General features: G+C 72.3%; 26 protein-coding genes and 2 pseudogenes. 16 read left to right on the top strand and 12 right to left on the bottom strand.

Features of this window, described 5'->3' with window-relative positions; all coding sequences use genetic code 11:
- Positions 1–89: 89 nt before the first annotated feature.
- Positions 90–2,303 (bottom strand): membrane protein, encoded by a 2,214-nt coding sequence (locus KV381_RS34095; protein WP_030081738.1) that lies wholly within the window; start codon positions 2,301–2,303, stop codon positions 90–92.
- Positions 2,304–2,372: 69 nt separating this feature from the next.
- Here KV381_RS34095 and KV381_RS34090 point away from each other — a divergent pair, with 69 nt between their 5' ends.
- Positions 2,373–3,260, top strand: a complete 888-nt coding sequence (locus KV381_RS34090) for a glycosyltransferase family 2 protein (protein ID WP_218787015.1) — start codon at positions 2,373–2,375, stop codon at positions 3,258–3,260.
- Positions 3,261–3,277: 17 nt separating this feature from the next.
- Here KV381_RS34090 and KV381_RS34085 read toward each other — a convergent pair whose 3' ends face one another.
- From KV381_RS34085 to KV381_RS34075, 3 genes are all read right to left on the bottom strand, one after another.
- Positions 3,278–4,528 carry an MraY family glycosyltransferase gene (locus tag KV381_RS34085; RefSeq protein ID WP_030081734.1) on the bottom strand — a complete coding sequence of 417 codons (1,251 nt, stop codon included), beginning with the start codon at positions 4,526–4,528 and terminating at the stop codon, positions 3,278–3,280.
- Positions 4,529–4,815: 287 nt separating this feature from the next.
- Positions 4,816–5,034: a hypothetical protein gene (locus KV381_RS34080; protein WP_030081732.1), complete on the bottom strand. Its 219-nt coding sequence runs from the start codon at positions 5,032–5,034 to the stop codon at positions 4,816–4,818.
- 148 nt (positions 5,035–5,182) lie between these two features.
- Entirely contained in the window at positions 5,183–6,760 is a 1,578-nt protein-coding gene (locus tag KV381_RS34075) for an amidohydrolase (protein ID WP_218787014.1), read from the bottom strand.
- 174 nt (positions 6,761–6,934) lie between these two features.
- On the opposite strand from KV381_RS34075, the gene KV381_RS34070 reads away from it, so the two are divergent.
- The 3 genes from KV381_RS34070 (at position 6,935) to KV381_RS34060 (ending at position 9,188) form a co-directional block, all read left to right on the top strand.
- The gene (locus KV381_RS34070) at positions 6,935–7,879 is read left to right on the top strand and encodes a methionyl-tRNA formyltransferase (protein ID WP_030081728.1); all 945 of its coding nucleotides are present in this window, start codon (positions 6,935–6,937) and stop codon (positions 7,877–7,879) included.
- A 17-nt stretch (positions 7,880–7,896) separates the two neighbouring features.
- Positions 7,897–8,709 (top strand): dimethylargininase, encoded by an 813-nt coding sequence (ddaH, locus tag KV381_RS34065; RefSeq protein WP_030081726.1) that lies wholly within the window; start codon positions 7,897–7,899, stop codon positions 8,707–8,709.
- 62 nt (positions 8,710–8,771) lie between these two features.
- Positions 8,772–9,188: a hypothetical protein gene (locus KV381_RS34060; protein WP_030081724.1), complete on the top strand. Its 417-nt coding sequence runs from the start codon at positions 8,772–8,774 to the stop codon at positions 9,186–9,188.
- 50 nt (positions 9,189–9,238) lie between these two features.
- Here KV381_RS34060 and KV381_RS34055 read toward each other — a convergent pair whose 3' ends face one another.
- Both KV381_RS34055 and KV381_RS34050 read right to left on the bottom strand, forming a co-directional pair.
- Positions 9,239–9,496: a hypothetical protein gene (locus tag KV381_RS34055; protein WP_030081722.1), complete on the bottom strand. Its 258-nt coding sequence runs from the start codon at positions 9,494–9,496 to the stop codon at positions 9,239–9,241.
- Between the two features lie 154 nt (positions 9,497–9,650).
- A complete protein-coding gene (locus KV381_RS34050; RefSeq protein WP_030633694.1) occupies positions 9,651–10,562 on the bottom strand; it encodes an EamA family transporter in 912 nt (303 codons plus the stop codon).
- 243 nt (positions 10,563–10,805) lie between these two features.
- Here KV381_RS34050 and KV381_RS34045 point away from each other — a divergent pair, with 243 nt between their 5' ends.
- The 3 genes and pseudogenes from KV381_RS34045 to KV381_RS36805 all read left to right on the top strand — a co-directional run.
- Complete coding sequence (locus KV381_RS34045) at positions 10,806–11,681, top strand: LysR family transcriptional regulator (RefSeq protein ID WP_030081719.1); 876 nt, start codon at positions 10,806–10,808, stop codon at positions 11,679–11,681.
- 108 nt (positions 11,682–11,789) lie between these two features.
- A complete protein-coding gene (locus tag KV381_RS34040; protein ID WP_103536448.1) occupies positions 11,790–12,491 on the top strand; it encodes a 2-phosphosulfolactate phosphatase in 702 nt (233 codons plus the stop codon).
- Between the two features lie 121 nt (positions 12,492–12,612).
- Positions 12,613–12,725 (top strand): annotated as a pseudogene (locus KV381_RS36805) (arsenical-resistance protein); the annotation flags it as partial.
- A 34-nt stretch (positions 12,726–12,759) separates the two neighbouring features.
- Here the strand turns inward: KV381_RS36805 and KV381_RS34035 are convergent.
- Positions 12,760–13,134, bottom strand: a complete 375-nt coding sequence (locus KV381_RS34035; RefSeq protein ID WP_030081715.1) for a helix-turn-helix transcriptional regulator — start codon at positions 13,132–13,134, stop codon at positions 12,760–12,762.
- Between the two features lie 137 nt (positions 13,135–13,271).
- Here KV381_RS34035 and KV381_RS34030 point away from each other — a divergent pair, with 137 nt between their 5' ends.
- Positions 13,272–14,621, top strand: coding sequence for an NAD(P)-binding domain-containing protein (locus KV381_RS34030; protein ID WP_218787013.1), 1,350 nt, complete (start codon positions 13,272–13,274; stop codon positions 14,619–14,621).
- A 49-nt stretch (positions 14,622–14,670) separates the two neighbouring features.
- On the opposite strand, the gene KV381_RS34025 is transcribed toward KV381_RS34030, so the two are convergent.
- The gene (locus tag KV381_RS34025; RefSeq protein WP_218787012.1) at positions 14,671–15,666 is read right to left on the bottom strand and encodes an alpha/beta hydrolase; all 996 of its coding nucleotides are present in this window, start codon (positions 15,664–15,666) and stop codon (positions 14,671–14,673) included.
- Between the two features lie 142 nt (positions 15,667–15,808).
- On the opposite strand from KV381_RS34025, the gene KV381_RS34020 reads away from it, so the two are divergent.
- Both KV381_RS34020 and KV381_RS34015 read left to right on the top strand, forming a co-directional pair.
- On the top strand, positions 15,809–16,711 hold the full coding sequence (locus tag KV381_RS34020; RefSeq protein WP_030081708.1) for an AraC family transcriptional regulator: 903 nt from the start codon (positions 15,809–15,811) through the stop codon (positions 16,709–16,711).
- 156 nt (positions 16,712–16,867) lie between these two features.
- Positions 16,868–17,617, top strand: coding sequence for an SDR family oxidoreductase (locus tag KV381_RS34015; protein WP_218787011.1), 750 nt, complete (start codon positions 16,868–16,870; stop codon positions 17,615–17,617).
- A gap of 27 nt (positions 17,618–17,644) precedes the next feature.
- Here KV381_RS34015 and KV381_RS34010 read toward each other — a convergent pair whose 3' ends face one another.
- From KV381_RS34010 to KV381_RS34000, 3 genes are all read right to left on the bottom strand, one after another.
- Entirely contained in the window at positions 17,645–18,541 is an 897-nt protein-coding gene (locus KV381_RS34010) for an SDR family NAD(P)-dependent oxidoreductase (RefSeq protein WP_086779658.1), read from the bottom strand.
- Between the two features lie 151 nt (positions 18,542–18,692).
- Positions 18,693–19,265, bottom strand: a complete 573-nt coding sequence (locus tag KV381_RS34005; RefSeq protein WP_050495642.1) for a TetR/AcrR family transcriptional regulator — start codon at positions 19,263–19,265, stop codon at positions 18,693–18,695.
- A gap of 28 nt (positions 19,266–19,293) precedes the next feature.
- Positions 19,294–20,154 carry a universal stress protein gene (locus KV381_RS34000; protein WP_030081700.1) on the bottom strand — a complete coding sequence of 287 codons (861 nt, stop codon included), beginning with the start codon at positions 20,152–20,154 and terminating at the stop codon, positions 19,294–19,296.
- 310 nt (positions 20,155–20,464) lie between these two features.
- Here KV381_RS34000 and KV381_RS33995 point away from each other — a divergent pair.
- The 3 genes and pseudogenes from KV381_RS33995 to KV381_RS33985 all read left to right on the top strand — a co-directional run bounded on the left by KV381_RS33995 (position 20,465) and on the right by KV381_RS33985 (position 22,966).
- Positions 20,465–21,494 (top strand): annotated as a pseudogene (locus KV381_RS33995) (nitroreductase).
- A 123-nt stretch (positions 21,495–21,617) separates the two neighbouring features.
- Complete coding sequence (rpmF, locus tag KV381_RS33990) at positions 21,618–21,788, top strand: 50S ribosomal protein L32 (protein ID WP_030633672.1); 171 nt, start codon at positions 21,618–21,620, stop codon at positions 21,786–21,788.
- 5 nt (positions 21,789–21,793) lie between these two features.
- On the top strand, positions 21,794–22,966 hold the full coding sequence (locus tag KV381_RS33985) for a GTP-binding protein (RefSeq protein ID WP_218787010.1): 1,173 nt from the start codon (positions 21,794–21,796) through the stop codon (positions 22,964–22,966).
- Between the two features lie 127 nt (positions 22,967–23,093).
- On the opposite strand, the gene aztA is transcribed toward KV381_RS33985, so the two are convergent.
- Positions 23,094–23,795, bottom strand: coding sequence for a zinc ABC transporter ATP-binding protein AztA (gene aztA, locus KV381_RS33980; RefSeq protein ID WP_218787009.1), 702 nt, complete (start codon positions 23,793–23,795; stop codon positions 23,094–23,096).
- 64 nt (positions 23,796–23,859) lie between these two features.
- Here aztA and aztB point away from each other — a divergent pair, with 64 nt between their 5' ends.
- The 3 genes from aztB to aztC are packed head-to-tail and all read left to right on the top strand — an operon-like array spanning position 23,860 to position 26,902.
- Complete coding sequence (gene aztB, locus KV381_RS33975) at positions 23,860–24,744, top strand: zinc ABC transporter permease AztB (protein ID WP_218787008.1); 885 nt, start codon at positions 23,860–23,862, stop codon at positions 24,742–24,744.
- The gene (locus KV381_RS33970) at positions 24,741–25,952 is read left to right on the top strand and encodes a hypothetical protein (RefSeq protein WP_218787007.1); all 1,212 of its coding nucleotides are present in this window, start codon (positions 24,741–24,743) and stop codon (positions 25,950–25,952) included. Before aztB ends, KV381_RS33970 begins: the two co-directional genes overlap by 4 nt.
- Positions 25,949–26,902: a zinc ABC transporter substrate-binding protein AztC gene (gene aztC / locus KV381_RS33965; RefSeq protein ID WP_218787006.1), complete on the top strand. Its 954-nt coding sequence runs from the start codon at positions 25,949–25,951 to the stop codon at positions 26,900–26,902. Before KV381_RS33970 ends, aztC begins: the two co-directional genes overlap by 4 nt.
- Positions 26,903–26,948: the final 46 nt, after the last annotated feature.

Raw genomic sequence — 26,948 nt, 5'->3', positions numbered from 1 at the left:
CCCTCGCGGTTCCCCCGGGGTTTCGGAGGGTGGGCACGTCGGCCGGGGCGGGGTGTCGGCCCGGGGCGAGGACGCGGGGGCGGTGGGGGTCAGTCGGCGTCCGCCCGGCGGGAGTTCAGTTCGTTCACCGCGCCGAGTGCGTCGCCGACCGTCGTGTAGTCGACGGCGATGAAGGTGACCGGGCTGCCGCGCTCCGCCTCGCAGGCCCTGGTCCGCTCCAGGACCCAGTCCCGGGCGTTGACGCGGCCGGCGTCCAGGCGGCTGCCGCCCGCGTTCGTGATGAAGTGGTTGAGGAGGAAGAGCTGCTTGCCGGTGCCGCCCCGGTGCGGCGCGCAGGTCATCTCGGAGGGGCTCCGGAAGGCGAACGGGGTCTCCATCCCGTACCGGTAGAAGTTGCGGTACCAGGGCGCCGGACCGTCGGCCTTCTCGGCGAACACCACCAGCCGGCGGCCGCTGTCGATCATCTCCCCCAGCGTCGGCCACGGAGCGTCCGGGTCCGCCGCCGGGGTGTGCAGGAGGTCGTCCAGGCCGGCAGCGCGGAACGCCTTCTCGGTGTCCTCGGGGCTGATGTCGTCCTGGACGATGAGCGTCACGATCTCGGTGGGGTGGGCGCGCAGCCAGTCACCGATGTCCTCCAGGGCCGGGACCAGTTCGATGGCCCCGGCGCGGCAGACTCCGTGGCAGAGCCACAGTCCCTCGCGCGGCGGATTGACCTTGTCGATGGCGCCGGAGATCAGGCGGCGCTGCTCGGGGGTGAACTCCGGGGAGTCGAGGCGTTCGGCGATGTCCTGCGGGCTCTCCCAGCGGTACGTGTCGAGTTGGAGGGCCCGGACGCCGGTGTTGAGCTGGGTGGTGATGTCGGGGTCCTGGAGCGGGCCGATGAACCGGTCGGCCGTGGTGGACATGGCGTTGTGCGAGGTCAGGTAGGCGGCTTCGTCGTAGCGCAGGTCGCACAGGCGGCTGCTGCCCAGGCACTGGCGCGGTGCGGACGGGCCGAACACGGGCGGCACGACCAGCACGCCGGCGAGTGCGGCGCAGGCCACGCCCGCCGCCGTCGTCCGCACCGCCGCCGGGGTCGGCATCCGGCTCGGGCGCACGAGCAGCGCCCAGCCCACGCCCGTGAGGAGCACGCCGCCGACGAGGGCCGCGAGGGCGGCGCCCAGCCCGGTGGCCGCCATCTGGTCCACGGCGTTGCGCTGGAGGTCGTCGACGAGCGCGGTGACGCTCGGGGCCCAGGAGGACGGGACGGCGAGAAGGCGTCCCCCGGTGATCATCCGGGCCAGCAGCACGGTCACGGCGGTCAGGACGCCCGCGCAGGCGAGCGCCTGCCCCAGCCGCATCAGCCGGCGGGCCGGGGCGGCGGGGCCGGTGAACCAGAGCGTCACGAGCGCGGCCAGGGCCAGGGTGACGGCGAGGACCTGGAGCAGGGTCAGCAGCCGGACGTAGTCGCGGGCCTCCTCCAGGGCCGTGAGATCGTTCCCGGCGGCGGTCAGGGTGTCGGTGAGGTCCCACGTACCGTCCTGGAGGGTGGTACGCAGGTCGGCCACCGCGCCCCGTGAGCTGTCGGAGAGTGCGGCGGCCGCGGTGGCCGCCAGCGCGGTCGACACGTCCCCCTCCCCCAGGGCCACTTCGATCTCGGGGCGCAGCGCCGTCCGTTCCCGCTCGGGTACGGCCGTGAGAAGGGCGTCGGCTGCGCGGTCCGCCTGGTCCTCGGTGAGCGGCAGCGCGGGCAGCTCGGGGGCCCGGCCCTCCCTGAGGGCGTCGAGCGCGGTGGCGAGGTCGGCGGTGAACCGTGCGAAGTCCGGCTGGTCACCGCCCTGGACGTTGGCCACGAGGTCGCCGAAGTAGACCTGTGCGAGGTCGGCGAGGTTCTCCAGCACCGGGGCCAGGTCGACGGTCAGCCGGAGCTCGTCGCGGTCGCCGCGCAGATAGCCGGTCACCGCCTCGATCTGCTGGTCGGTCAGGGCCCGGACCGTGGCGGGCGGCAGGACGACCTTGATGTTCGACGTCACCAGTGCCTCGGGCACGGGCAGGTGCGCGAGCAGGTCGCGGGTGACCGGTGAGATCTCCGGGTCGACGAGCACCTCGCTGTAGAGACGGTCGTAGGCCGACTCCTCGTCCAGCACCGCCTGGTAGAAGCCGGGTGAGGCGACCGTGGAGCGGACGGTCGCGGTCAGGGCGACCGTGCTGACGCACAGGACGGCCAGGAGGAAGGCGAGCACCGGGACGAGACGGCCGGACCGGCGCGGGGACGCGGGGTCCCTCAGGGGCCGGAGCGGGTTCGTGGTCGGTTCGGCGCTCACCCACCCAGCCTATGCGGAATATCAGCTTTTATGCATGAATGATGAGATTCAGGAGCTGAGGAGCCCGCTGTGCATCCCGTCCACCTGGCCGTGCTGATGACGAGTCACGACCGCCGCGCGCGGACCCTGTCCGCGCTGCGCGCCCTGGAGGAGCAGCGCGGGCTCCCCGCCGGGACGACGCTGGGCGTGCATCTCGTGGACACCGGCAGCACCGACGGTACGCCGGAGGCGGTCCGGCTGCGGCATCCGGCGGTGGAGGTCATGTCGGTGGGCGCGGACGTCCCCCGCAACCAGGCGCTGCGCATCGCGAGCCGCAACAGCCGCAGCGGCGGCGGGGGCGGCGGCCCGCTCGGCGCGACGCCGGGCGGACCGAGCCATCCGTGGACGCATCAGCTGTGGCTCGACGACGGGGTCGACCTCTTCCCGGACGCCCTGGCGACGCTGTTGCGCACGGCGGAAGCGGCCGGGCCCGAGGCGGTCGTCGTCGGCGCGGTGCGGAACGCGTACGGGGACACCGTGTACTCCGGGCGGCGGGGCCGGTCCCTGACGCTCGTCGAGCCCGGCGAGCACCGACCGCGGCCCTGCGACACGTACGACGGACGGGTGGTCCTGGTGTCCCGTGCCGTGTACGACCTCGTCGGCGATCCCGACAAGGTCTTCCGTCACCGGATGGGCGACTACGACCACGGCTGCCGCGCGCGGCGGGCCGGGGTGAGCGCGTTCGTCGCGCCGGGGCACGCCGGTGCGTGCGTGGGCGGACCGGTCGCTCCCGGCTCCCGGGAGCCGGGGATCGGCGTCCGGGAGGCGCTGCGCCGGGTGACCTCCGGGCGGGAGCTGCCGCCGCACCAGTGGTGGGTGTACTGCCTGCGGCACACCTGGCCGTGGGCTCCGTACCTGATGGTGTCCCCGTACGCGCGCACCGCGGCCCGCGCCACCCTCGGCAGACTGCGGGGGTGAGCGCGGGCTGGGTGGCGTCAGCCGCGCTCGGCGGCGACCTGCGCGGCGGAGCGGCCGGTGGGTGCGGGCGGTGACGGCACGGTGGGGTGCCCTTCGGCGGTCCTGGCGGTGGCGGTGGTCTTGCCGGGGGCGGCCGTGCCGGGGGCGGGGGCCGCGCCGCCGCCCGGCGCGGCCGGTCCGGTCGACGCCGGGGGAATCGCGGGGCCGGTGGCGTGCGCCGTCGTGCGCCGGGCGGCCGTACGGGATGGGGTCGCGCGGGTCGAGGTCGCGCGGGGCGGGGCGTACGCCGGAATCCTCAGCAGCGCGAACACCGCGGCCGCCGATCCGGCCGGCGGCACGAGCAGGAACGCGGGGTGCAGCAGCTCCGCGTGGACCAGCGTCCCGGTGACCACGGGCACGGCCGCCCAGAGGGCCAGCAGGATCACCGCGCCGGGCACGGTGACGCGGACCCGGCGCAGGCGGTGCGCGATGTGGTCGTCCGTGTCGCGCAGCGGGGAACGTGCGGCGCGGCGGCGGGAGATCAGGACCAGGGCCGTGTCGGCGAGGGCCACCGTCGCCAGGGTGGGCAGCGCGGCCCACGCGGCGCGGCCCGGCGGGGCGGCCGCCTGGATCAGCGCGCCGGACGCGGCCAGCGCGAATCCGGTGAACTGCGCGCCGGACGTGCCGAGCCGGAGGCGGGCGGGGTGCCAGTTGTGGAGCAGGAAGCCGGCGAGGCCCGCCGCCAGCGCGGCCGGGAGCAGGGCGAGGGCGGCGCTTCCGTCGATGAGGGCGCAGGCGAGCAGTCCGGCGGCGGTGACCACGCCGATCGTGGTCAACAGCCCGTCGGCGTGGTCGAGCAGGGCGAACGCGTTGGTGACGAGGACGATCCAGAGCACCGCCAGGACGCCCGCCGCCGGTGACAGTCCGGCGAGGCAGACGACGAGGACCGCGGCGGCCGTCTGCACGGCGAGGCGGAGGGCGGCCCCCAGCGGTTTCAGGTCGTGGACGAGGCCGAGAGCGGCCACGGCCCCGGCTCCGGCGAGCAGCCCCGCGACCGAGCCCGCCGAGCCGTCCGCGGCGCCGAGCCACAGCGCCCCGCCGGTCGCCGTACCGACGCCGAGCACGGCCGCCGCACCACCGATCCCGCGCAGCGCCCCGGCGCGTGGCGCACGCCCGCCCGGTTCGTCCGGGACATGGGGGCGGAGCGCCGCGCGGCGGGCGCTCTTGGCGAGTGCGACCGTGATGAACAGCGCGGCCACACCGGAGGCGATGATCCCCAGCACGTTCACCTGCCCTGCCTTTCCTCGTTCATGACCTGCGGCGCGGGGCGCCGGACGGCCGGTGGAACGACGGCCGCCCGGCCCCGGCCGGTGGTGGGTCGGGGGACGCGGGACGCCACCCGGGTGGCGTGTCTCCCCAACCTACGGGCCAATGTCCCCATTCACCCTAAATAACACGAAAAGGGTGACGCATTGTTCTGTCGTCGGGGCGCGGCACGGCGGCCGCCGGCCGAGCGGCGTCCGTCAAAGCCCGCCGGAACCTGCCCAGTTGAGGGTCGACGCGGACGGATGGGGCGTCAGCCCGCGACATGGCGGTCGGCGTTGCGCTCGGCGGCCGCATGCCACCAGCGGGGCGGCGAGGGTCCGGTGATCACTGCGGCGGGCTGGTCCGGGTGCAGGCCCAGGACGCGCAGCTCGTCCGCGGCGACCCGGATGACGTACCGGCCGTACCCGTGCCCGTCCGCGCCGATGCCGCAGAGGAGATCGCAGTGGATCCGGTGCCCGGCGAAGGGCATCCGGTCGACGCCCCGGTCACGCAGTCAGGCGCGGAGGGCGGCCGGGGGCCGCGGGGAGCCCGGCCGGTTCTCGTAGGACACGACGGTCACCCACTCGGTGCTCGAACCGTCGCCGTTCTCCCGCGCGCGCATGGCGTCGAGCGCAGCGTCACCCCGCGGCGCGGGCGTCCCGGCCGTCCACATAGGTCCGGACGATCTCGATGTCCCCGATCCGCGAGGGGTCCACGCGGTGCGGGTCGTCGCCCAGCACCACCAGGTCGGCGCGCATCCCCGCCGAGAGGGCGCCCGCCGCGTCCTCCCAGCGGCAGGCGTGGGCGCCGGCGACCGTGTACGCCCGCAGCGCCTCGTCGACGGTGACGGCCTCGTCCGGTCCGATGGGGCGGCCCGAGGCGGAGGTGCGTTCGACCATGAACTGGATCGCCCGCAGCGGTGATCCGTCGGTGACGGGCCGGTCCGAGCTGCCGACGACGGCGACGCCGTGGTCCAGGAATCCCCGGCCCCGGTACATCCAGCCGGCCCGCCCCTCCCCCATCACCGTCGCGTAGTCGTCGCCGAAGGAACGCAGGAAGTTGGGCTGGACCACCGCGCTGACGCCGAGCTCGGCGAAGCGGGGCAGCTGGTCGGGGCGGATCAGTCCGGCATGCTCGATGCGGTGGCGCGCGTCCGGGCGGGGCCGGAGCTTCTGGGCCCGCTCCAGGGCGTCCAGGGCGAGGTCGGCGGCCCGGTCGCCGATGGCGTGGACGGCGAGCTGCCAGCCCGCCAGGTGGCCGTCGACGATGAGGCCGGCGATGCGGTCGGGGTCGTCCTGGAAGCGGCCGATGTTGTCGGCCGTGCCCTCGTAGGGGGAGGTGAGCGCCGCCGTACGCGCCATCATCCCGCCGTCGGTGTAGATCTTGAGCGCGCCCACGGACAGCCAGTCGTCGCCGAACCCGGTGCGCAGGCCGAGGTCCAGCGCCCGGGTGAACCCGTCGTCGGCGTGGGCCGCGCGGGGGCGCAGGGTGTCGCCGGACGCCATGAGCTGGATGCGCAGAGGCAGTCGGCCGCGGTCCCGGAGGAGTTGGTAGGCGCCCAGTTCGACGGGGCTGTGGCCGAGGAGTCCACCGCCGATGCCCGCCTCGGCGCAGGCGGTTATCCCCTCGTCGAGGCAGGCGCGGGCGGCGAGCTCGATCGCGTCGGCCAGCTCGTCCAGGGAGTAGGGCAGCCGGAGCCGGCGGGCGGTGGTCATGGCGCTCTCGGCGAGGAAGCCGTCCTCGTGCGGCGTACCGTCCGGCAACAGCTCCAGCACGGCGGTGTTGACGACGCAGGCATGCCCGGAGTCGTGCATCAGGAAGACCTTGCGGCCATGGCTGACCCGGTCCAGTTCGGCGGCGGTCAGATGGCGGCCCAGGGCCCGCTGGTCGTACCCGGCGACGTCCACCCAGGCGCCGGACGGAGCGGGCCGCCGGGCGGCGGCGTCCACCACGGCGAGGATGTCCTCGATCCGCTCGCACGGGGCGACACTCGGCGTACCGGCCTTCAACCCGGCCCAGGCCAGGTGGACATGGCTGTCGATGAAGCCGGGCAGCACGGTGGCGCCGCCCAGGTCGACGACCTCGCGGGCGGGCAGCGAGGTCACGGCCTCGTCCACCCCGACGACCCTCCCCCGCCAGATGCCCAGGTCGTGGGCGACGGGGCGGTGCGGGTCCATCGTGAGGATGCGCGCGTTCGTCAACCGCGTACAGAGCATGGGCAGTCCGTCCGTCTGAGGTGGGGAAGACCGGAGGTGCGGAGGTACGGAAGTTCCATGGTCACCCACCCCGGCCGGACGCTCAACCGGCTGACCACCGAGCGCCGTTGTGCTATTAGGTAAGGCTTGCTTTACTGAGGCGCCGGTTGATCGCTCTTCCAAGGAGGCACCTCCATGCGGGTCGTCATGTTCGGTTACCAGACCTGGGGGCACCGCACCCTGCAAGCTCTCCTGGACTCCGAGCACGACGTGGTGACGGTGGTGACGCATCCGCGGAGCGAGCACGCCTACGAGAAGATCTGGAGCGATTCGGTCGCCGATCTCGCGGAGAAGCACGGGGTTCCCGTGATCATCCGCAACCGGCCGGACGGCGAACTCGTGGAACAGCTCAGGGAGGTGGCCCCGGACATCATCGTGGCCAACAACTGGCGTACGTGGATGCCCCCGGAGATCTACAACCTGCCGCGACACGGCACACTCAACATCCACGATTCGCTGCTGCCCGCCTACGCGGGTTTCTCGCCGATCATCTGGGCGCTCATCAACGGCGAGCCGGAAGTGGGCGTCACGGCGCACATGATGGACGAGGAACTGGACGCCGGCGACATCGTCGTCCAGCGGGCGGTGACCGTGGGACCGACGGACACCGCCACCGACCTCTTCCACCGGACGGTCGACCTGATCGCGCCGGTCACGGTCGAGGCGCTCGGCCTGATCGCCTCCGGGCAGACCGAGTTCACCCCGCAGGACCGTTCGAAGGCCAGCTTCTTCCACAAGCGCGCCGAAGAGGACATCCGCATCGACTGGAACTGGCCGGCCGAGGACCTGGAGCGCCTGGTCCGCGCCCAGTCCGCGCCGTATCCGGCCGCGTTCACGTTCCACCGGGGGCAGCGCCTGGAGGTCGTCTCCGCCGTCGTGTCCCAGGGCCGCTACGGCGGCACCCCGGGGCGCGTCTTCTACCGCGAGGGCGACGGCGTCGTGATCGTCGCCGGAGCCGATGCCCGCACGGGCCGCAACCGCGGCCTGGCGATCACGCGCGTACGGACCGCGGACGGCCACGAGCTGCCCGCGACCGAGTACTTCACCTCGATGGGCGGCTATCTCACCGGCCGCCCCTGACGATCGGGACCCTACCCATGCGTACCGCACGTGCCCGGCACTACCTCATGTGCCGGCCCACCTACTTCGACGTGGTCTACTCCATCAACCCGTGGATGGACCCGGCGAAGCCGGTCGACACTCCGCTGGCCATCGCCCAGTGGGAGCGACTGCGCGAGGTCTACCTGAACCTCGGGCACACCGTCGACACGATCGACCCCGTCCCCGGCCTCCCCGACATGGTCTTCGCGGCCAATGGCGCGACCGTCGTCGACGGGCGCGCCCTCGTGGCCAGATTCCGCGACGCCGAGCGCATCGCGGAGGGTCCCGCCTACCACGACTGGCTGCGGGACAACGGCTTTCCGGATCTGCGCACGGCGTCGGTCGTCAACGAGGGGGAGGGCGACTATCTCCTGGCCGGCGACTGGCTGCTGGCGGGCACCGGGTTCCGCAGCGACCCGCGCTCCCACGACGAGGCCCAGGAGTACTTCGGGCGCCCGGTGATCGGGCTGACCCTCGTCGACCCCGACTACTACCACCTGGACACCGCACTGACCGTGCTCGACGAGGAGACGGTCGCCTACTACCCGGGGGCCTTCTCCCCCGGCAGCCTGGCCGTTCTGGAGCGGCTGTTCCCCGACGCGCTGCTCGCCACGCCCGGCGACGCCGAGGTGTTCGGACTGAACGCCGCATCGGACGGATACAACGTGGTCCTGCCACAGAACGCGACGGACCTGACCGAGCAGTTGCGCGAGCGCGGCTTCCACCCGATCGGCGTGGACCTCTCCGAACTCCTCAAGGCGGGCGGCAGCGTGAAGTGCTGCACCCTGGAGTTGCGCCGGGAGGCCTGAACGGACGGCCTCCCCGCGGAAATCCCGCGGGGAGGCCGCCGGGCCGTCGCTACCGTGGGCGCATGACCACCGAGACCCGGACGACCTTCCCTCCCCGGCCCCTGCACGGCGTCAAGGCCGTGTACGCCCGTCAGGCGGGCTGCCCGTCCTCCTTCGCCCTGGCGGTGGCGGACTTCGAACCCTGGCTGGAGGGGGTGGAGTTCGAGACGGCGGACACGAGTACGGTGCCGGGCTGGTCGGCCGCCGAGGTGGCCGAGCTGCACGAGGCCTTCGGCGTCGGCGTACGTGAGGAGTTGGCGGATTCGGCGGCTCTGGTTCCCGGCACCGCGGTGGCCGTCGCGGTCGTCCTGCGGTCCGTCACGGTGCACGAGGTGGACACCCATCCCCGCGCGTTCCGCCAGGCGGGGCGACAAGCCGTCCGGAACGCGTTGGCTCAGGCGTACGGTCCGCCGGCCACACCCTGGCCGAGACTGCCCTGAACCCGGGCCCGGACCCACCGGCCGACCGGCCGGCACGCTGTCGCGACCGTTCACCTCCTGTCGTCGGGCGCCTTCACCGGTACGCACGGAAAGGCCGTGGTGTCGAGGGAGTGTTCCTTGGTCGGTGCGCACAGCTCGAAGGCGGTGGGGCCCACGGTGCCGGGCAGGCTGAATCCGACGACGCCTCCGTCGAGCATGAGACACGTGAACCGGGCGGACACATCGACCAGTTCGGAGCGCTCCTGATTCCAGTAGGGCTCCACGGTCGCCCGATGGCAGGCACGTACCGCGTCGCGCCTCGCGGTCACCGCCGTACACCCGGCGGGCCCATGAGCGGCGTACGGGAGCGAGGTCGACGCCCTCGATGCGTAGCGCCGGACCGTCCTCTGTCCTCGCCGTGGCGTGCTTCCGTCTACCCCCGCCTCGCGGCATGCCCCGGGTCGGCCGGAGACACCGAGGCTCTCACGGAGGTACGGGAGCGGCGGGAACGTCTCGCGAAACCTCTCCGGATCGCGGTCCGGGTGGGCGCTGGCCGAGCACGACCGCCCCGAGGATGGCGGCCATGCCGACGAGTTGGAGGGCGGACAGCGTCTCGTCCTTGACGAGGTAGCCCAGCAGGGTCGCCACGACCGGGCTGCCCAGTCCGAGGAAGGAGACCGCGGCGGCGGGCAGGCGTTCGATGCCCCGGAACCAGACGATGTAGCTGAGGACCGCGCCCAGGGTGATGAGGTGGGCGAACCCGATGAGGTGGGTGCCGGTGAGGCCGTCGGGCAGCTCCTCCAGCGTCAGCCAGAACGGCAGCAGGACCAGTCCGCCCGCCGTGAGTTGCCATCCGGTGAAGGTGAGCAGACCGACGCCGGCCGGCCGCCCCCACCGTTTGGTCAGCGTGATGCCCAGGGCCATGCACAGCGCACCGCCGACCGCGGCGAGAACGCCGAGGGCGTCGAGCGAGGCCGTGCCCTTGAAGACGAGCAGCACCACACCTCCGGCGCCCAGGGCACACGCCAGCGCGTGGAGGGCTCGGATCCGGTCGCCGAGGAGGAGAGCTGCGAGGACCACGACGACCATGGGCTGGACCGACATGATCATTGCGGCGATGCCGCCCGGCAGCCGGTAGGCCGCGAAGAACAGCAGGAAGTTGAAGGCGCCGATGTTCAGGACGCCCAGCACCGGCGCGCGCCACCACCAGCTGCCGGCCGGCAGCTGCCGGCCGAGAGCCAGCAGCACCAGACCGCCGGGCAGGGCCCGCAGCGTGGTCGCCAGGAGCGGGCGGTCCGGTGGCAGCAGTTCGGTGGTCACCAGATAGGTGCTGCCCCAGACCGCCGGAGCGAGCCCGGTCAGGGCCGCCGTGCGGATGTTCGGCCCACGTGTCATCGCGTCGTCACGTCTTCGTTCATCATCTTGTCCTCGTCTCGTCTCGCCTCGGACCCCCGGGGAATCACGGAGACCGACTCCCGCTTTCGGGCACGCCGGAGAGGCCCCGGACGCGTGACCGGCCTGCGTGGCCCGGCCCGCGGAGGCTTCTGCCGTGTGCGGTGGCCATCAGTCTCGGTCCGGGGGCATTCATGAGTCCAACACATGCTTGTCACGCGATGGATCTCGATTCACGATGGATCCATGGAGCTTCAGCAGATGCGGTACGTGGTCGCCGTGGCCGAGACGAACAGCTTCACGAGGGCCGCACAGCGCTGCCTGGTGGTCCAGTCCGCGCTCAGCCACCAGATCGCGCGCCTGGAGAAGGAACTGGGTGCCAGGCTCTTCGAACGCACCAGCCGCCGGGTCCGGTTGACCCCGGCGGGCGCGGCGTTCCTGCCTGCCGCCCGCCAGTGCCTGGACGCGGCGGAGCGGGCCGCCGCCGAAGTGGCGGCGGCCGTCGGAGAGGTACGCGGACGGCTCACGGTGGGCCTGATCCCCACCGTCGCCGCGGTGGACATCCCCGCCGTTCTCAAGGACTTCCACCAGCGCCATCCGAAGGCCCGGGTCAACCTCAGCGTGGGAGCCAGCGACGAGCTGGTCGAGCAGGTCAGGCAGGGGGAGATCGAGGTGGCCTTTCTCGGCGTCCCGGTCACGGCCCGCCCTCGGGGCGTCATGGCCCGGGAGCTGGCCCGGGAGCGCCTGATCGCCGTGGTCTCCCCGGCCCACCCGCTCGCCGGCGCGTACTCGGTCGATCTCCGCCGGCTGTCCTGCGAGGTGTTCGTCGACCTCCCGGCGAAGACCGCCGGCCGGGCGCAGTCCGATCTCGCCTTCGCCGCCGCCGGCCTCACCCGCGAGGTGGCCTTCGAGGTGACCAACGCCGACTACCTGGCCCGGCTGGTCGGCGCGGGCCTGGGCGTGGCCCTGCTGCCGCCCTCGTACGTCGCGAGCCTGGCCGGGGTGACCACGATCGAGGTCACGGACGCACCGGCCCGCGTCGAGTACGTGGTGTGGGGCCGGGACAGCCGCACCCCGGCGGCCACGGCCTTCCTGGAACTGCTGGGCATCGAGGAGGAGTAGGGAGTGAGGGGTCGAGCGGGGAGGTGGTGACGTCGGTGGCCCGGGGCCGCGATGTGAAGCGCCTCACCGGCCGGGCCCTGCGGGCCGACCGTACGCGATCATGACGGGATGGACGCTCATTTCCTCGGCATCGCCGAACTGACCGAAGCCCCCTCCGTGGCGGTCGTGGTCGACGTCATGCGTGCCTTCACGGTGGCCGCCCAGGCTTTCGGACAGGGGGCCGAGAAGATCGTGCTCGCCGAGTCGCTGGACGACGCCCTCGCGCTCAAAGCCCGCCACCCGGAGTGGGTGACCCTCAAGGACGGCCCGCCGGCGCCCGGCTTCGACGCCGTCAACTCACCGGCCCTGCTGCGGTCGGTGGACCTCGGCGGACGGACCGTCGTGCAGAAGACCACGGCGGGAACGGTCGGCGCCCTCGCGGTCAAGGAGGCGTCGCTGGTGCTGTGCGCCGGCTTCGTGGTGGCGGAGGCGACGGCTCGGCTGCTGCGGCAACGGGCGTGCGACGCCGTTACGTTCGTGGTCACCGGCGAGGAGGGGCGCGCCGAGGAGGACCTGGCGTGCGCCCAGTACATCGCACGGAGGTCCATCGGGGCCGGACCGGACGCGACCCCGTTCCTGCGCCGCGCGGCCGAGTCCCGCGCCGCCGCCGAACTGGCGGAGGGCGTACGGCAAGGAGCCCACCCCGACGACGTCGCGCTCTGCCTCGAACTGGACCGGTTCCCGTTCGCGATGGTCGCGACCGCGGAGGACTCGCTGATGGTCCTTCGCCCGCACGCCGTGCCCACACCGGCCGACGCGGCTTCGGTCTGACCGTCCGGCCGGGCCGTGGTGACGGCATCGGGCGGTGCGTTCAGGCCGTGGTCTCCGGCACGATCCCGGCGATCAGGTCCTCGGCCAGGGCCTTGATCTCGTAGCGGGCCGCTCTTCACGCCTCCTCGGCAGGGGCCTCGGCCTCGCGTACGAGCGCACCACGACCCTCGCGTTCACCGCCGCCGGCGATGACGTCCAACTGGCATCGCCGTCGCCACGTTCGGCGTCACCTCGTCCACCCGCACGGCTCCTCCAACGCCCGGAGCGGTCAGCGCACGGCGGGCAGCGCCAGCAGCTTCCCCATCGCGGCGAGCACCGACGGTTCGACCCGGTAGTAGACCCAGGTGCCACGGCGCTCGGAGGTCAGCAGACCCGCCTCTTTCAGCTTCTTCAGATGGTGGGACACCGTGGGCTGCGAGACACCGACGTCAGAGATGTCGCACACGCACGCCTCCCCGCCCTCGTGCGAGGCCACGGCGGAGAACAGCCGCAGACGCACCGGGTCGCCGAGCGCCTTGAACATAGGGGCGGCCGTGCGCGCCTCCTCGGCGGTCATCGGGCGCTCGGTGAGCGGCGGGCAACACGGTGACACGCCCTGCCCTTCGGCGGGGTCGATCAGCGGCAGCACCTTCGCATTCGACATCTGTCTATGTTCACACACATCGAACCAGCATCACCGACTTCGACATCCATCAATATTGACATCTGTCGATACACGCGCAAGGCTCGACGGCACAGGACATCGACAGCCGTCGAATCAACGAGCAGGGAGTCGCCGCCGTGAACGCACCCGCCACCACCGATCCGCCCGTCGTCGTGATCGGGGCCGGGCCCATCGGCCTGGCCGCCGCCGCCCACCTGGTCGACCGGGGCGTCGAGCCCCTGGTTCTGGAGGCGGGGGTCACCGCCGGTGCGGCGGTGCGCGGCTGGGCCCATGTGCGGCTGTTCTCCACCTGGGGCGAGGTCGTCGACCGTGCCGCCGAGAAGCTGCTGGCCCCCACCGGCTGGACCCACCCCGACCCGGCCTCGTACCCCTCCGGCGGCGACTGGGCCGCGCGGTACCTGCGGCCGCTCGCCCATGCCCTCGGTGAGCGGGTACGCCTCGACTCCCGGGTCACCGGCGTCTCCCGCGCCGGCCGCGACCGGATCGTGGACGCGGACCGGGACCGGCAGCCGTTCGTCGTACGGATCGCCCGCGCCGACGGCAGCGAGGAGCAGGTCCTCGCCCGAGCCGTCATCGACGCGTCCGGCACCTGGGCCACCCCGGGCCCGGCCGGAGCCTGCGGCCTGCCCGCCCTCGGCGAGAAGGCGGCCGCCGACCGGATCAGCTACCGCGTCCCCGACCTCAGGGATCCCGCCGTCCGGGCCCGTTACGCGGGCCGTCGCACCGCCGTCATCGGCTCCGGGGCCTCCGCCTTCACCGCACTCGTCCACCTGGCCGACCTCGCCGGGTCCGGCGGCGACGGCGCGGGGACGAAGGCGGTCTGGGTGGTGCGCCGGGGCATCTCCGGTTCCACCTTCGGCGGCGGGAGCTCCGATCAGCTGCCCGCCCGTGGTGCGCTCGGGCTCGCGGCGAAGGGCGCGGTCGACGAGGGGCACGCGGACGCGGTCACCGGCTTCCGCACCGAGGCGATCGAGCGCGACACCGAGGGCCGCCTCGTCCTGGTCGGCGAGGACGGGCGTCGCCTGGACGCGGTCGACGAAGTCATCGTGCTGACCGGCCTCCGTCCCGATCTGGGCTTCCTCGACGAGCTCCGCCTCCGTCTGGACGAGCGGCTGCGGGCTCCGACCGGGCTGGCTCCGCTGATCGACCCCAACCAGCACTCCTGCGGCACCGTTCGCCCGCACGGCCACCGCGAGCTCTCCCACCCGGAGAAGGGGATCCACCTCGTCGGCATGAAGTCCTACGGCCGCGCCCCGAACTTCCTCGCCATGACCGGATACGAGCAGGTCCGCTCCGTCGCCGCCGCCCTCGCCGGCGACCTCGAAGCCGCCGACCGCGTCGAACTCGCCCTCCCCGAGACCGGGGTCTGCGGCGGTGCCGGGTTCTTCGACACCCCGGCCCCCTCGGCCGCAGCTCTGGCCGTGACCGACGTCCACGCACCGGCGGGCGGCTGCTGCGGCTCGTAGCCGGGCCGTACGGTGACTTCCCGGCGTCGACGGAGCCCGGTCGAACCGCCTACGGGACAAGGTCCGTTCGGGCCGGCTGCGCGGAACTGCTCCTGTTCAGGAGCCGGGCGAGCCAGTCGGTGCGGGTCCGGCGCGCCGTGGCCGAGAGGTCCGCCTGCGGATACAGGGCGTCGAACCCGTGGAAGCCGCCTGCCCAGACGTGGAGTTCGGCCTGACCGCCGGCCGCCCAGATCCGGCCGGCGTAGTCGGTGTCCTCGTCCCGGAAGACCTCGGCCGAGCCGGTGTCGATGTAGGTGGTCGGCAGACCTGCCAGGTCCTCGGCCGACGCCGGCGAGATGTACGGGGACACCTCGTCGCCGGTGAGGTCGCCCAGGACGGCACGCCAGCCGAACTCGTTCATCTCGCGGGTCCAGACCCCGGGCCCACCGGAGTACTGGCGGCTGGAGACGCTGGTGTTGCGGTGGTCGAGCATCGGACAGATCAGCATCTGCCCGGCGATCGCCGGAGTGCCGAGGTCGCGAGCCAGCAGGGAGACACCGGCGGCGAGGCCGCCGCCCGCGCTGGCACCGGCGACGACGATCCGGGCGGAGTCGATGCCCAGTTCCCCTGCGTGCTCGGCGATCCACATCAGCCCTCGGTAGCAGTCGTCGACGAGGGTCGTGCCGGTGGCCTCGGGTGCCAGCCGGTAGTCCACGGAGACCACGACCGCGCCGAACGCGTCGAGCCACTCCAGCGGAATGTCGATCTGCGAGAAGCGGTCGCCCATGACCATCCCGCCGCCGTGCATCCAGTAGACGCAGGGCCTGCCGGTGGTGCGGTCCGTGCTCGCGGGGCTGAAGACCGACAGAGGTACGGCCGCACCGTCCTCGGCGCGCACGGTGGTCTCGCGCCGGACGACCTGCCGATGGGCGAGCAGCGGCTCGACGGGCGTCGAAGGCAGCCGGCGCAGTTGCCCGAGGACTTCCCTGCTGAGCCCGGACATCAGCGGCATGCCGGCGAGCAGCTCACGCAGTTCGGGGTCCAGGGAGGGGCGCGCTGGGTTCATGGTCATCACCTTTCGTGCATCGGAGTGCGGTGATTCCATACAACCCCGCTGACCTGCTGAAACGTTAGAGCGATACTCGCCGTTGCTTGCACAATCCTCGCCCGCACGGGAACCCGGGTCGGCATGGTGCTGCAATGGACGCATGTGCCTCGACGAACTCCGTACCCTGCTGGCCCGGCATGCCCGCCCCGACTGGGCCACCGCCATCGACGGCGTACTCATCTCGAAGGTCGACCGGCCGGATCCGCCGGCGCCCTCGACGTCCGGCACGGTGCTCGCGGTGATCGCCCAGGGCGCCAAACGCCTCGCGCTGGGCGACCGGGTCTACGAGTACGGCGCCGGGCAGTACCTCGTCGCGTCCGTCGACCTCCCCGTCACCGGTCAGTTCACCCGGGCCGAGCCCGAGCAGCCGGCCCTGGGCTTCGGTCTCACGCTGGAACCGTCCGCCGTCGCCGAACTGCTGCTGCTGGCCGGCCCCGGCGACGTCCCCCGCACCGGCGCCGCACCGTCGGGCATCGCCGTCAGCGACGCCCCGGCCGCGCTGCTCGACGCCGTGGTCCGGCTGCTGCGCCTGCTCGACGAACCCCGCGACCGCGCCGTACTGGCCCCGCTGGTGAAGCGCGAGATCCTGTGGCGCGTGATCACCGGAGAGCAGGGCGCGACGGTACGTCAGCTCGGACTCGCCGACAGCGGCCTGAGCCATGTTTCGCGGGCCGTGCGCTGGATCCGCGAGCACTACGCCGAACCGTTCCGGGTGGAGGACGTGGCACGCAGGTCCGGCATGAGCGTCTCCGCGTTCTACCGCAACTTCCAGGCGGTGACCGCGATGAGCCCCATCCAGTTCCAGAAACAGATCCGGCTCCAGGAGGCCCGGCTGCTGCTCACCACCGACCCGGGCGATGTCACGGGGGTCGGTCACCGGGTCGGCTACGACAACCCGTCGCAGTTCAGTCGCGAGTATCGCCGCCAGTTCGGTCTGCCGCCGAGCCGGGACGCGGCCCGTCTGCGGGGCGCCGCACCCGGCCCGGCGGTCGCTCTTCCCTGACGAGATCTGCGCAGCGGAGAGGATCGTGCATGCGAGAGCGAGGATAGTTCTACCGTATGCCCAGGTCACAGCAGTTGAATGGAATCAATCGTTCTTCCGCGGAGCAGGAAAGTGTCTGCACCGCATGGATCCCGTCAACTCGCTGAGGAGCTCGGCATGAAGACCGTTCTGATCACTGGCGCATCGTCCGGATACGGACGCGAGACCGCTCTGCACTTCCACGCACAGGGCTGGAACGTCATCGCCACGATGCGCACCCCGCGTGCGGGGATCCTGCCCGAGTCGGACCGGCTCCGCGTCGTCCGGCTCGACGTCACCGACCCCGAGTCCATCACCGCCGCGTTCGAGGCCGCGGGACCGGTCGACGTCCTGGTCAACAACGCGGGCATCCCCTCGATCAGCGTCTTCGAGGGCATGCCCCTGGAGCGGGTACGCGAAGTCTTCGAGACCAACACGTTCGGCGTGATGGCCACGACCCAGGCGGTACTGCCCCAGTTCCGCGAACGCGGCTCCGGCGTGGTGGTCAACGTGACCTCCAGTGTGGTCCTGGGCCATATGCCGCTCTCGGCCGTCTACAAGGCGAGCAAGATGGCCGTCGAGGGATTCACCGCGTCCCTCGCACTCGAGCTCGCGCCCTTCGGCGTACAGGCCAGGACGGTGCAGCCGGGCGCCTGCCTGACGACCGGCTTCGCCGCCAACGCCACGAACGGCGCCTCGCCGGACGAGCTGGTCCCGGCCCCCTACGCGGCGTGGGCGAAGGAGGCCATGGGCGGCTTCACCGGCCAGGACCTGTTCACCAAGGAGAGCGACGTCGCCGAGACGGTGTGGCGGGCCGTGCACGACACGACCGGACGGCTGCGGTTCCCGGCCGGCCCCGACGCGGTCCGGCTCGCCGAGGCGAGGTGAGCCGGCCGCCGCCCGCCGGGGCCGGGCTCACCGGCGCTGAAGGCCGTGGCCGCCCTCCAGGGGTGCCAGTTGCCGGCTGAGCCTGAGTACGTTCTCGATGGCCCGCGGGTCGGCGGCGCCGCGGAAGAGCGGGACGGGCCGGGCCTCCGGGCCGATGAGCAGGCCGGTCCGCCCGTCGAGCGAGGCGTCGGTGGCGGCGAAGACGGACGGCCGGGCGGCCGCCGAGGCGGGGCCCGCGGTGGACCGTTCAAAGGTGCGGCGGACCAGCGGCCACAGTAGGCGCAGCGGCGGGGAGACGATCGTCGGTGAGGTCATGGTGCCGTCCGTCATGCCCGTGGCGGCACCGCCGGGGTCGGCCGCGAAGACGGTCACCCCGGTGCCGCGGAGACGTTCGGCGAGGTGCACGGTGTAGGCCAGGTTGGCGAGCTTGGCCCGGCCGTACCAGTGGAAGCCGTAGTAGCCGCCCGGAGGTTCCACCGCGTCGAAGGTGCGCTTCGCGGCCTTGATCGCGGCGGACGAGACATTGACGATCCGGCTCGGCGCGTCCGCCCGGAGCCGGTCGAGCAGCAATTCGGTCAGCAGATACGGCGAGAGGTGATTCACGGCGAACGATCCCTCGATGCCGTCGACGGTCTGTTGCCGTCGGGCGAACATCGCCCCGACGTTGTTGACCAGCAGCGCCAGCGGTCCTTCGGCCGCCAGCCGCGCGGCCAGCGCCCGGACCTGGTCGAGCGACGCCAGGTCGGCGGCCAGGAACCGTGGTTCGCCTCCGCCGGAGACCGCCGCGATCTCCTCCACGGCGCTCGCGCCCCGCCCGGGGTCACGGCCGACCACCGTGACCGCGAAGCCGCGCCGCGCCAGCCCCTTCGCCGTCTCCAGGCCGATGCCCCCGGTACCCGCCGTCACTACCGCCCGCCGACTCATGGCCACCCCTTCACTCCTTCGCCGCCGCATCGCACATCAAACGGATGAGTATCCGTTTCGGTGAGCGCACGCTAGCACATACGGATAGCTATCCGTTTACTGTGTGGGCGGCACGGGTCCGCAGAGGTGCGAGGTCGCGTAACGGCCCCCGTCAGCGGGGCGGGCGCAGGCCTTCCAGCAGGACGTCCAGATAGAGGTCCCTGACACCGCCGCCCCCGGAGCGCACGGCGTGTCCCACGCCGCACAGCAGACGGCGTACGTCCTCAGCGTCGACGGAGCTTCGTACCGCTCCGGACAGGCGGGCGCCGTCCAGCAGGCCCATGACCGTCCCGTCGAGCTCGGCCTTCATGTGCGACGTCCGTACGTCGGTGTCGCCCGCGGACTCCAGCACGGCCGCGAAGTCGGGATCGTCCAGCATCCGGTCGAGGGCGAAGCGCAGCAGTCGGCGCAGGCCCGTGAACGAGTCCTCCTCGGCGGCCGCCGCCTGTGCCTCCTCGACCAGTTCGCGAAAGCGGTCCGCCGAGAGGGCCTCCACCAGCGCGTGCCGGTTGGGGAAGTGCCGGTAGACCGTCCCGACGCCCACCCCGGCGAGCCGGGCGACGGCGTTCAGCTGCAATGTGTTGTCCCCGGCGGCCAACTGCCCGCGGGCAACCTGGAGAATGCGGGCGCGATTGCGTGCCGCATCGGCCCTCAGCTCCTTCTCCTGCCCTGCTCGCGGTGTCACCCACCCAGCATAGGCAGGCGATGAGGGCTCACGGAGCGGGCACCGTGATGACCGGGCAACGGGCCCGGTGCAGGAGGCCGTGCACCACGGAACCGACCTTCATCCCGGTGTATCCGCCCTGACCCCGGCGGCCCACCACCATGCCCAGGGCCCGTTCGCCGGCTTCGGCCAGAACCTCGACCGCGGAGCCGATCCGCACCTCGGGGCGCAGCTCCACATCGGGGTACTTCTCCCGCCATCCCGCGAGCGTCTCGGACAGGTGACGGCGCTCGTCGTGGAACAGGGTGTCGCCGGGGCTGAGCGTGAACACGGGCGGCTGCCACACGGCTATGGCGTGCAGCGCGCAGCGTCGGAGATCGGCTTCCTCGAAGGCGAGGGCCAGCGCGGCTCCGGTAGCCTCGCTGCCGTCGACGCCCACCACGAGGTACGGCGGATCCTGGCCGCCCTCGTCGCCATCGCCCACGACGACCACCGGGCAGCCCGCCTGGGCGGTGACGGGAACGACCACCGAACCGGAGCTCAGGATCTCCTCCACCCGACGCAGACGCCGTGTCCCCAGAACCACCAGGCGCACCTCACGGGACAGCAGGGCCAGTTGACGCCCCGGAAAGCCGTCCAGGAGCGAGCCGGTCACCTCGGCCTCGGGACTTCGTGCCTGTGCCCACGAGATCGCCTCCGTCAGCGTTCGCCGGCCGTCCTCCTCAAGTCTCCGGTGGTGCGGGCTGTCGTCGGCGTGCCGGGTTCCGCCCCGGGGCGGAACGGAGAGGGCGAGGCGGAGCTGAAGTCTCCGGAGCTGCGCCTCGTCGGCACCCCAGGCCACGGCCGGTTGCCAGCCACCGCGAGGGTCGACGCCCACCACGATCTCCTGACGGGTCTCTGTGCTGTCCATGGCCTGCTCCCGATGTTCGACTCCCCGGCCGAGCACGGCCGCGGCATCCCGGGGCGAGACTCTCCGCACGGACTGCGGCCCGCACGGACGCGGCGGCTCTCTTCCAGGCTTTGACACCTGCCCCTCCTCGCGAAAGGGGCCGCAGGGGCAAGCAGGGGGCCAAAGGGCCCATGCCGGCGGTCGCCCGCGCCGGAGCGGGGCACGGGCAGAACCGGTCGGGCCCCGGACGGGGCCGTTCGGCCCCGGTGCCCGGGGCGGGCGGTGCCGGCAGGTGATGACAGAAGCCCAACGCGAAGGAGCCGGTCAGACCATGTTCACGATCGAGCAACGCGTCACCTCGGTCATCCCTTCGCTCGTCGAGGAGGCCGCGGCCGCACCTCCATGCACAACGCGCAACCCTGGAGGTTCGTCCACCGCTCCGGAACCCGTCTTCTCTCGCTGTACGGCGATCCGTACCGTGTGCTGCCGGTCGGCGACCCGGACCACCGTGGTCTGCACATCGGATGCGGTGCGGCGCTGCTGAATCTACGGGTGGCTGCCGCGCATCGCGGGTGGAGTGCCGAGTGCGAGCTTCTGCCCGACCATCGCGACCCGTGGCGCCTCGCCGACATCACGCTGGAGGAGCAGGAGGAGAAGCGGCCCGATCCGGAGGAGTGGGAGGCGTCCGGGAACGCCGGCCGGCGGCTCGCCGATCTGCACCCTGCCGTGAAGCTCCGGCACACCAGCCGCTTTCCGTTCTCGGACGAGCCGATTCCGTCCGAGATCCTGGGCGGGTTGAGCGCGGCCGCGCTGCGGAAGGGGCGCGGCCGGCCGTTCCCGGAGCCTGGCACACCGGCACCGTGCTGGATCTGGTGCACGACGCGGAACTCTTCGAATCCGCCAGCGATGCCATGCGGGCCGAGATCATCACCTGGACCCGCACGGGCAAGGCCGGGGAGGGCCCGCCCGCCGAGGGCGTTCCCTCGTACGCCTTCGGCCCCCGGCAGCACGGTGCGACCGCCCCGGTACGGGACTTCGACATACCGGGCGGCTCGCCGGGCCGGACGCCGGCCGTGTTCGAGGAGCGGCCGCAGACAGCCCTGCTGGGAACGGAGGCGGACCTGTCCCCGGACTGGCTGAGGGCGGGGCAGGCCATGGAACGCGTACTTCTTCAGGCCACGGCCGACGGGCTCGCGGCCTCCTTGATCTCGCAGCCTCTGGAGTGGCCCGCGCTTCGCGACCTCACTCGTGACCCGAATTCCAGGATGGGCTACGTCCAGATGATTCTTCGACTCGGCTACGGACCCGCCGGACCGGCCACGCCCAGACGCCCCGTCACGGAGGTCCTGGACATCGTCTGACGCGCTCCGGTTCGACGCGGGCGGCCCGGCCACGGCCCGTACCGGCCGACCGCGCGGCCGCCGTTTTTGGTGTTGACTATCGTTTTCATATAGCGTTTCCCCACCAACGACGAAGGTGGTCCCATGGCAGTCCCGAAGCGGAAGATGTCCCGCAGCAACACCCGTCACCGCCGCGCCCAGTGGAAAGCGGTGACACCCCAGTTGGTGCCGGTCACGATCGACGGTTCCGTGTACCGGGTGCCGCAGCGGCTGGCGAAGGCCTACGAACGCGGCCTCCTGCACCCCGAGGGCTGATCCTCATGACGCGCGACCTCCTGCCCGTCACGGTGCTGTCCGGTTTCCTGGGGGCCGGAAAGACCACCCTGCTGAACCATGTCCTCGGCAACCGTGACGGCCTGCGCGTGGCGGTGATCGTCAACGACATGAGCGAGGTCAACATCGACGCGGCGCTGGTCCGCGAGGGCGACGCGTCGCTCTCGCGGACCGAGGAGCGCCTGGTCGAGATGACCAACGGCTGCATCTGCTGCACCCTGCGCGACGACCTGCTCGAAGAGGTGGACCGGCTCGCCCGCGAGGGGCGTTTCGACTACCTGCTGATCGAGTCCAGCGGCATCTCCGAGCCGATGCCGGTCGCGGCGACCTTCTCCTTCCCCCGCGACGACGGAGCGACGCTGGGCGACCTCGCCCGGCTCGACACCATGGTCACCGTGGTCGACGCGGCCGGCTTCCTCACGGAGCTGACAGCGGGCGACGGGCTCGCCGGGCGGGGCCTCGACCAGTACGAGGACGACGAACGCACGGTCAGCGACCTGCTCATGGACCAGATCGAGTTCGCCGACGTCATCGTGCTCAACAAACTGGACCTGGTGGACGAGCGGGAGCGGACACGGCTCGGCGCGGCGCTCCACCGCCTCAACCCCGAGGCCCGCCTCCTGCCCGCCACGCAGGGGCGCGTGGAGCCGGGTGACGTCCTGGGCACCGGCCTCTTCGACCTGGAGCGGGCCCAGCAGGCTCCCGGCTGGGTCCGGGAACTGAACGGCGACCACACGCCGGAGACCGAGGAGTACGGCATCTCCAGCACGGTGTTCCGCGCCGACCGCCCCTTCCACCCCGGCCGCCTGTGGGCGTTCGTCACCGAGGGCCTGGACAGCGGGCGGTACGGGCAGGTCCTGCGCTCCAAGGGCTTCTTCTGGCTGTCCAGCAGGCCGAGGGTGACCGGGCTGTGGTCACAGGCCGGCTCCGTCGCCCGCTTCGAGCCCTCCGGGGCACGCGACGCCGGCACCACGCAGGGCCAGGAGCTGGTCTTCATCGGCACGGACCTGGACGCGGACGCCTTGCACGAGGCCCTTGCCCGGTGCCTGCTGTCCGAGGAGGAGTCGTGGTTCACGGCCGCCGATCCGTTCCCGGAGTGGGAGACCCACGGCCTCGATGACGCGTGCGAACACGAGGAACGGGTGACCTCGCACCTCTGATCTCCGGACCGGGCGATGGTCGCAGCCACGGCATCGCCCGGTCCGGCCCTGTTGCACAAGTGAACCCCGCCAACCGGACTGCCGGTCGGCGGGGTTCACCCGTGGGCGGGCATCGCAGCCGCAGCCGTCACACCCGCCGCGGCAGCTGCCAGACCTCGGCGATCGCGTCGTCGGTCAACAGCGCACCGGGATCCCCCTCCGCGAGCAGCCGCCCGTCCCGGAGCAGCAGGAGATGTCCGGCCGCCCTGGCCGCCTCCAGGTCGTGCGTGGCCTGCACGACCGTCACGCCTTCCCGCGTCACCTCGGCGAGCACATCGGCGATCAGCCGCTGCGCCGTCGCGTCGAGACCCGTGGCCGGCTCGTCGAGCAGCAGCAGATCAGCCTCCTGCGCCAACCCCTGCGCGACCAGGGCGCGTTGGCGCTGCCCGCCCGACAACTCCCCCAGCTGCCGATGGGCGAGAGAGTCGACGCCGAGTCGGGTCATGCTCGCCTCCACCACCGCCCGGTCCCGGCGCGACAGCCGTCGCCACAGCCCGCGGCGCTCCCATCTCCCCATCGCCACCGCGTCCCGCACCGTCATCGGCAGCACGTCGGACGCCGCGCTCCGCTGGGCCACGTAGGCCACGCGCCGGTCGGTCCGGTGTTCCACCCGGCCCGCTGTCGCCCGGATCACACCGGCGACGACACCGAGCAGCGTGGACTTGCCGGAGCCGTTGGGGCCGACCACCGCCGTCGTGGTGAACGCCGGTACGTGCGCGGTGAATTGCTCCATGACCACCCGGCCCGGATACCCGGCCGCCACCGCGTCGAGCCTTACCTGCCACTGCATGCCCCGAACCTCTCCCTGTCACGATTTTGGAATGATAATCATTTTCATTGTAGTGTCCCGCTCCATGGAATGGTTGATGGGCCCCTTCGAGGTGACCTTTGTCCAACGAGCCCTGTGGGGCGGCCTGCTCGTGTCACTGATCTGCGCCCTGGCCGGGACGTGGGTCGTTCTGCGCGGCATGGCGTTCCTCGGCGACGCGATGTCGCACGGCATGCTTCCCGGCATCGCGCTCGCGTCGCTACTCGGAGGCAATCTGCTCGTCGGCGCCGCCGTGAGCGCGGCCGTCATGGCCCTCGGGGTGAGCGTCGTCGGGCGGTCGCCGCGCCTGTCGCACGACACGAGCATCGGCCTGCTGTTCGTCGGCATGCTGTCGCTGGGCGTGATCATCGTGTCGCGCTCGCAGTCCTTCGCGGTCGACCTGACCGGCTTCCTCTTCGGCGATGTCCTCGCCGTACGTCCGGAGGACCTGCTTCACCTCGGCGGCGCCGTGATCATCGCGCTGGTGGTCTCCGTACTCGGCCACCGCCCCTTCGTCGCCCTGGCGTTCGACGAGCGCAAGGCGCACACGCTGGGGCTCCGGCCGCGGTGGGCGCACGCGGCGCTGCTGGCCCTTCTCACGCTGGCCATCGTCGCCTCGTTCCACGTGGTGGGGACGCTGCTGGTCTTCGGCCTGCTGATCGCACCGCCCGCGACCGTGCTGCCCTGGGCCCGGCGCATCCCGGTGATCATGGCCGGCGCCGCCGTACTGGGCGCGAGCGCCACGTTCATCGGCCTGCTGCTCTCGTGGCACCTGCACACGGCGGCCGGGGCGAGCATCGCGGCGACGGCCGTCGCCCAGTTCCTGCTCTCCACCGCCGCCTCCGGCCTGCGCCGAAGCCGGGTCCGTACCACTCCCCCGGCCACCGCCACCCCCGACCGCCCCCACGCGAAGAGCGGACACCTGTCATGAGACTCCGGAAAACCCGTACCACCACGGCGCTCTGCTGCGCCGCCCTCGTCGGATCGACGCTGCTCGCCGGCTGCGGGAGCGGCGGTGACGCCCCATCCGCCCCGGTGGCGTCGAAGGCGCCGCCACCCCACGGATACGTGGAGGGAGCCGAGGAAACGGCGGAGCAGCAGTCCCGCCTCGTACTGGCGGAAGCCGGAACGGGAAAGGTCGAGATCCTGGACCTGACCACCGAGGACGTGACACCGCTCGCGGGCGTCAGCGGCCCGCGGGCCCTGCGCACCGACGGCCGGTTCGCCTTTCTGAGCGGCACCGCCGGCACCCATGTCCTCGACTCCGGCGCCTGGACCGTGGACCACGGCGATCACGTCCACTACTACCGGGCGGCGATCCGCGGCATCGGCCCGCTGACGACGACGGAGGCCGGTCGCGTCCACAGCGATCGGACCGTCACCGCGGTCTCGTCCCAGGACGGTGCCCGGCTGTTCGACCGCACGAAGCTGGAGGACGGCGCCGTTCCCCGCGGCAGCACGCTGGACGGCACGGGCGCCGGAGCGGTGGTCCCGTATCAGGAGCATCTGCTGGTCGCCGGAACGGGCGCCGACGAGGGCGCCATCGAGGTTCGCGACCGCGAGGGCACACGTGTCACCGTGCTGGAGGAGCCGTGCGACCGGGCGCGCGGCGAGGCGGTCACCCGCCGGGGCGTGGTCGTCGGATGCGCCGACGGCGCGCTGCTCGTCAGCGAGGACAAGGGCACGTTCGAAGCCGAGAAGATCCCGTACGACGCGAAGCCGCCGGAGCCGGAACGGGCCGTCGACTTCCGCCACCGGCCGGGCAGCACCACGCTCGCGGCCCTCTCCGGCGACGACGCCGTCTGGGTCCTCGACGTCACCGACCGCACCTGGGCACGTATCGAAACGGGCCCGGTCGTCGCCGCCAACACCGCCGGGGAGGGTTCGCCCCTGCTCGCACTCGGCAAGGACGGCGTCCTCACCGCCTACGACCTCACCACCAAGAAGGCCACCGCCCGCAAGCGGCTCCTCGCGAAGGCCGGAGCGTCTGCGGTGATCGAGGTCGACAGCGCTCGCGCGTACGTCAACGACGCCGCGGCGCGCAAGGTCCACGAGATCGACTACGCCGACCGCCTCCGGGTCGCCAGGACCTTCCCGGTCGGCATAGCCCCGACGTTCATGGTGGAGACGGGCCGATGAACCCGACCACCGCCGCTCCTCGCGGACATCGCGCACCCGCCCGTCTCGTCCTCGCCGCCCTGGCCGGTGTGCTGCTCCTGGGAGCGGGCGGGTGTACGGAGAACGACACGGGACGCGCCTCCGTGGTCGTCACCACGAACATCCTCGGGGACATCACCCGGAACATCGTCGGCGACGAGGCCGAGGTGACCGTGCTGATGCAGGCCGACGCCGACCCGCACTCCTTCGGCGTCTCGGCTCCGCAGGCGGCGGCCGTGGAGCGGGCCGATCTGGTCGTCCACAACGGACTCGGCCTGGAGGAGAACGTCCTGCGGCATGTGCGGGCCGCCGAGGACTCCGGCGTCTCCACCCTGGCGGTCGGGGAGGCCGTCGACCCGATCACCTACTCGGCCGGCGAATCCGCCCGCGAACCCGATCCGCACTTCTGGACCGATCCCGAACGCGTACGCAGCGCGGTGAAGGTGATCGCGCAGCACGTCGTCGAGCACGTGGACGGGGTCGACCGGTCCGTGGTCGAGAAGAACGCGTCCGCCTACGGGGCCCGGATCGCCGAACTCACCGGCTGGATGGACGAGCAGTTCGGCCGCATACCGCCCCAGCAAAGGCAGTTGGTGACCAATCACCATGTCTTCGGCTACCTGGCCCAGCGCTTCGGGTTCCGGATCGTGGGCGCGGTGATCCCGAGCGGGACCACGCTCGCGTCGCCGAGCGCCTCCGACCTGACGTCCCTCGCCACCGCGATCAGGACATCCGGGGTCCGGGCGATCTTCGTGGACTCCTCCCAACCCGACCGTCTCGCGCAGGTGTTGAAGCGCGAGAGCGGTGTCGACGTCGATGTCGTGCCGCTGTTCTCCGAATCGCTCACCGCGAAGGGGAAGGGTGCGGCCACCTACCTGCAGATGATGCGCGCCAACACCGAGTCCATCACCACGGGACTGACCACCGAATGAACGCCTCGCCGCGCACCCCGCGCGACGACCGGAGAAGGAAATGCAT

The organism is Streptomyces sp. WY228 (assembly GCF_019287315.1).
GTDB lineage: Bacteria > Actinomycetota > Actinomycetes > Streptomycetales > Streptomycetaceae > Streptomyces > Streptomyces caviscabies.
This window is presented reverse-complemented; position numbering and strand designations above follow the sequence as displayed.

Bases quoted from the DNA above. Each gene is read 5' to 3' on its own strand.
- KV381_RS34080 (WP_030081732.1), bottom strand. From the start codon at position 5,034: ATGCCCTTCGCCGGGCACCGGATCCACTGCGATCTCCTCTGCGGCATC.
- KV381_RS34075 (WP_218787014.1), bottom strand. From the start codon at position 6,760: ATGCTCTGTACGCGGTTGACGAACGCGCGCATCCTCACGATGGACCCG.
- KV381_RS34070 (WP_030081728.1), top strand. From the start codon at position 6,935: ATGCGGGTCGTCATGTTCGGTTACCAGACCTGGGGGCACCGCACCCTG.
- ddaH (WP_030081726.1), top strand. From the start codon at position 7,897: ATGCGTACCGCACGTGCCCGGCACTACCTCATGTGCCGGCCCACCTAC.
- KV381_RS34060 (WP_030081724.1), top strand. From the start codon at position 8,772: ATGACCACCGAGACCCGGACGACCTTCCCTCCCCGGCCCCTGCACGGC.
- KV381_RS34050 (WP_030633694.1), bottom strand. From the start codon at position 10,562: ATGACACGTGGGCCGAACATCCGCACGGCGGCCCTGACCGGGCTCGCT.
- KV381_RS34045 (WP_030081719.1), top strand. From the start codon at position 10,806: ATGGAGCTTCAGCAGATGCGGTACGTGGTCGCCGTGGCCGAGACGAAC.
- KV381_RS34040 (WP_103536448.1), top strand. From the start codon at position 11,790: ATGGACGCTCATTTCCTCGGCATCGCCGAACTGACCGAAGCCCCCTCC.
- KV381_RS34035 (WP_030081715.1), bottom strand. From the start codon at position 13,134: ATGTCGAATGCGAAGGTGCTGCCGCTGATCGACCCCGCCGAAGGGCAG.
- KV381_RS34025 (WP_218787012.1), bottom strand. From the start codon at position 15,666: ATGAACCCAGCGCGCCCCTCCCTGGACCCCGAACTGCGTGAGCTGCTC.
- KV381_RS34020 (WP_030081708.1), top strand. From the start codon at position 15,809: ATGTGCCTCGACGAACTCCGTACCCTGCTGGCCCGGCATGCCCGCCCC.
- KV381_RS34015 (WP_218787011.1), top strand. From the start codon at position 16,868: ATGAAGACCGTTCTGATCACTGGCGCATCGTCCGGATACGGACGCGAG.
- KV381_RS34010 (WP_086779658.1), bottom strand. From the start codon at position 18,541: ATGAGTCGGCGGGCGGTAGTGACGGCGGGTACCGGGGGCATCGGCCTG.
- KV381_RS34000 (WP_030081700.1), bottom strand. From the start codon at position 20,154: ATGGACAGCACAGAGACCCGTCAGGAGATCGTGGTGGGCGTCGACCCT.
- rpmF (WP_030633672.1), top strand. From the start codon at position 21,618: ATGGCAGTCCCGAAGCGGAAGATGTCCCGCAGCAACACCCGTCACCGC.
- KV381_RS33985 (WP_218787010.1), top strand. From the start codon at position 21,794: ATGACGCGCGACCTCCTGCCCGTCACGGTGCTGTCCGGTTTCCTGGGG.
- aztA (WP_218787009.1), bottom strand. From the start codon at position 23,795: ATGCAGTGGCAGGTAAGGCTCGACGCGGTGGCGGCCGGGTATCCGGGC.
- aztB (WP_218787008.1), top strand. From the start codon at position 23,860: ATGGAATGGTTGATGGGCCCCTTCGAGGTGACCTTTGTCCAACGAGCC.
- KV381_RS33970 (WP_218787007.1), top strand. From the start codon at position 24,741: ATGAGACTCCGGAAAACCCGTACCACCACGGCGCTCTGCTGCGCCGCC.
- aztC (WP_218787006.1), top strand. From the start codon at position 25,949: ATGAACCCGACCACCGCCGCTCCTCGCGGACATCGCGCACCCGCCCGT.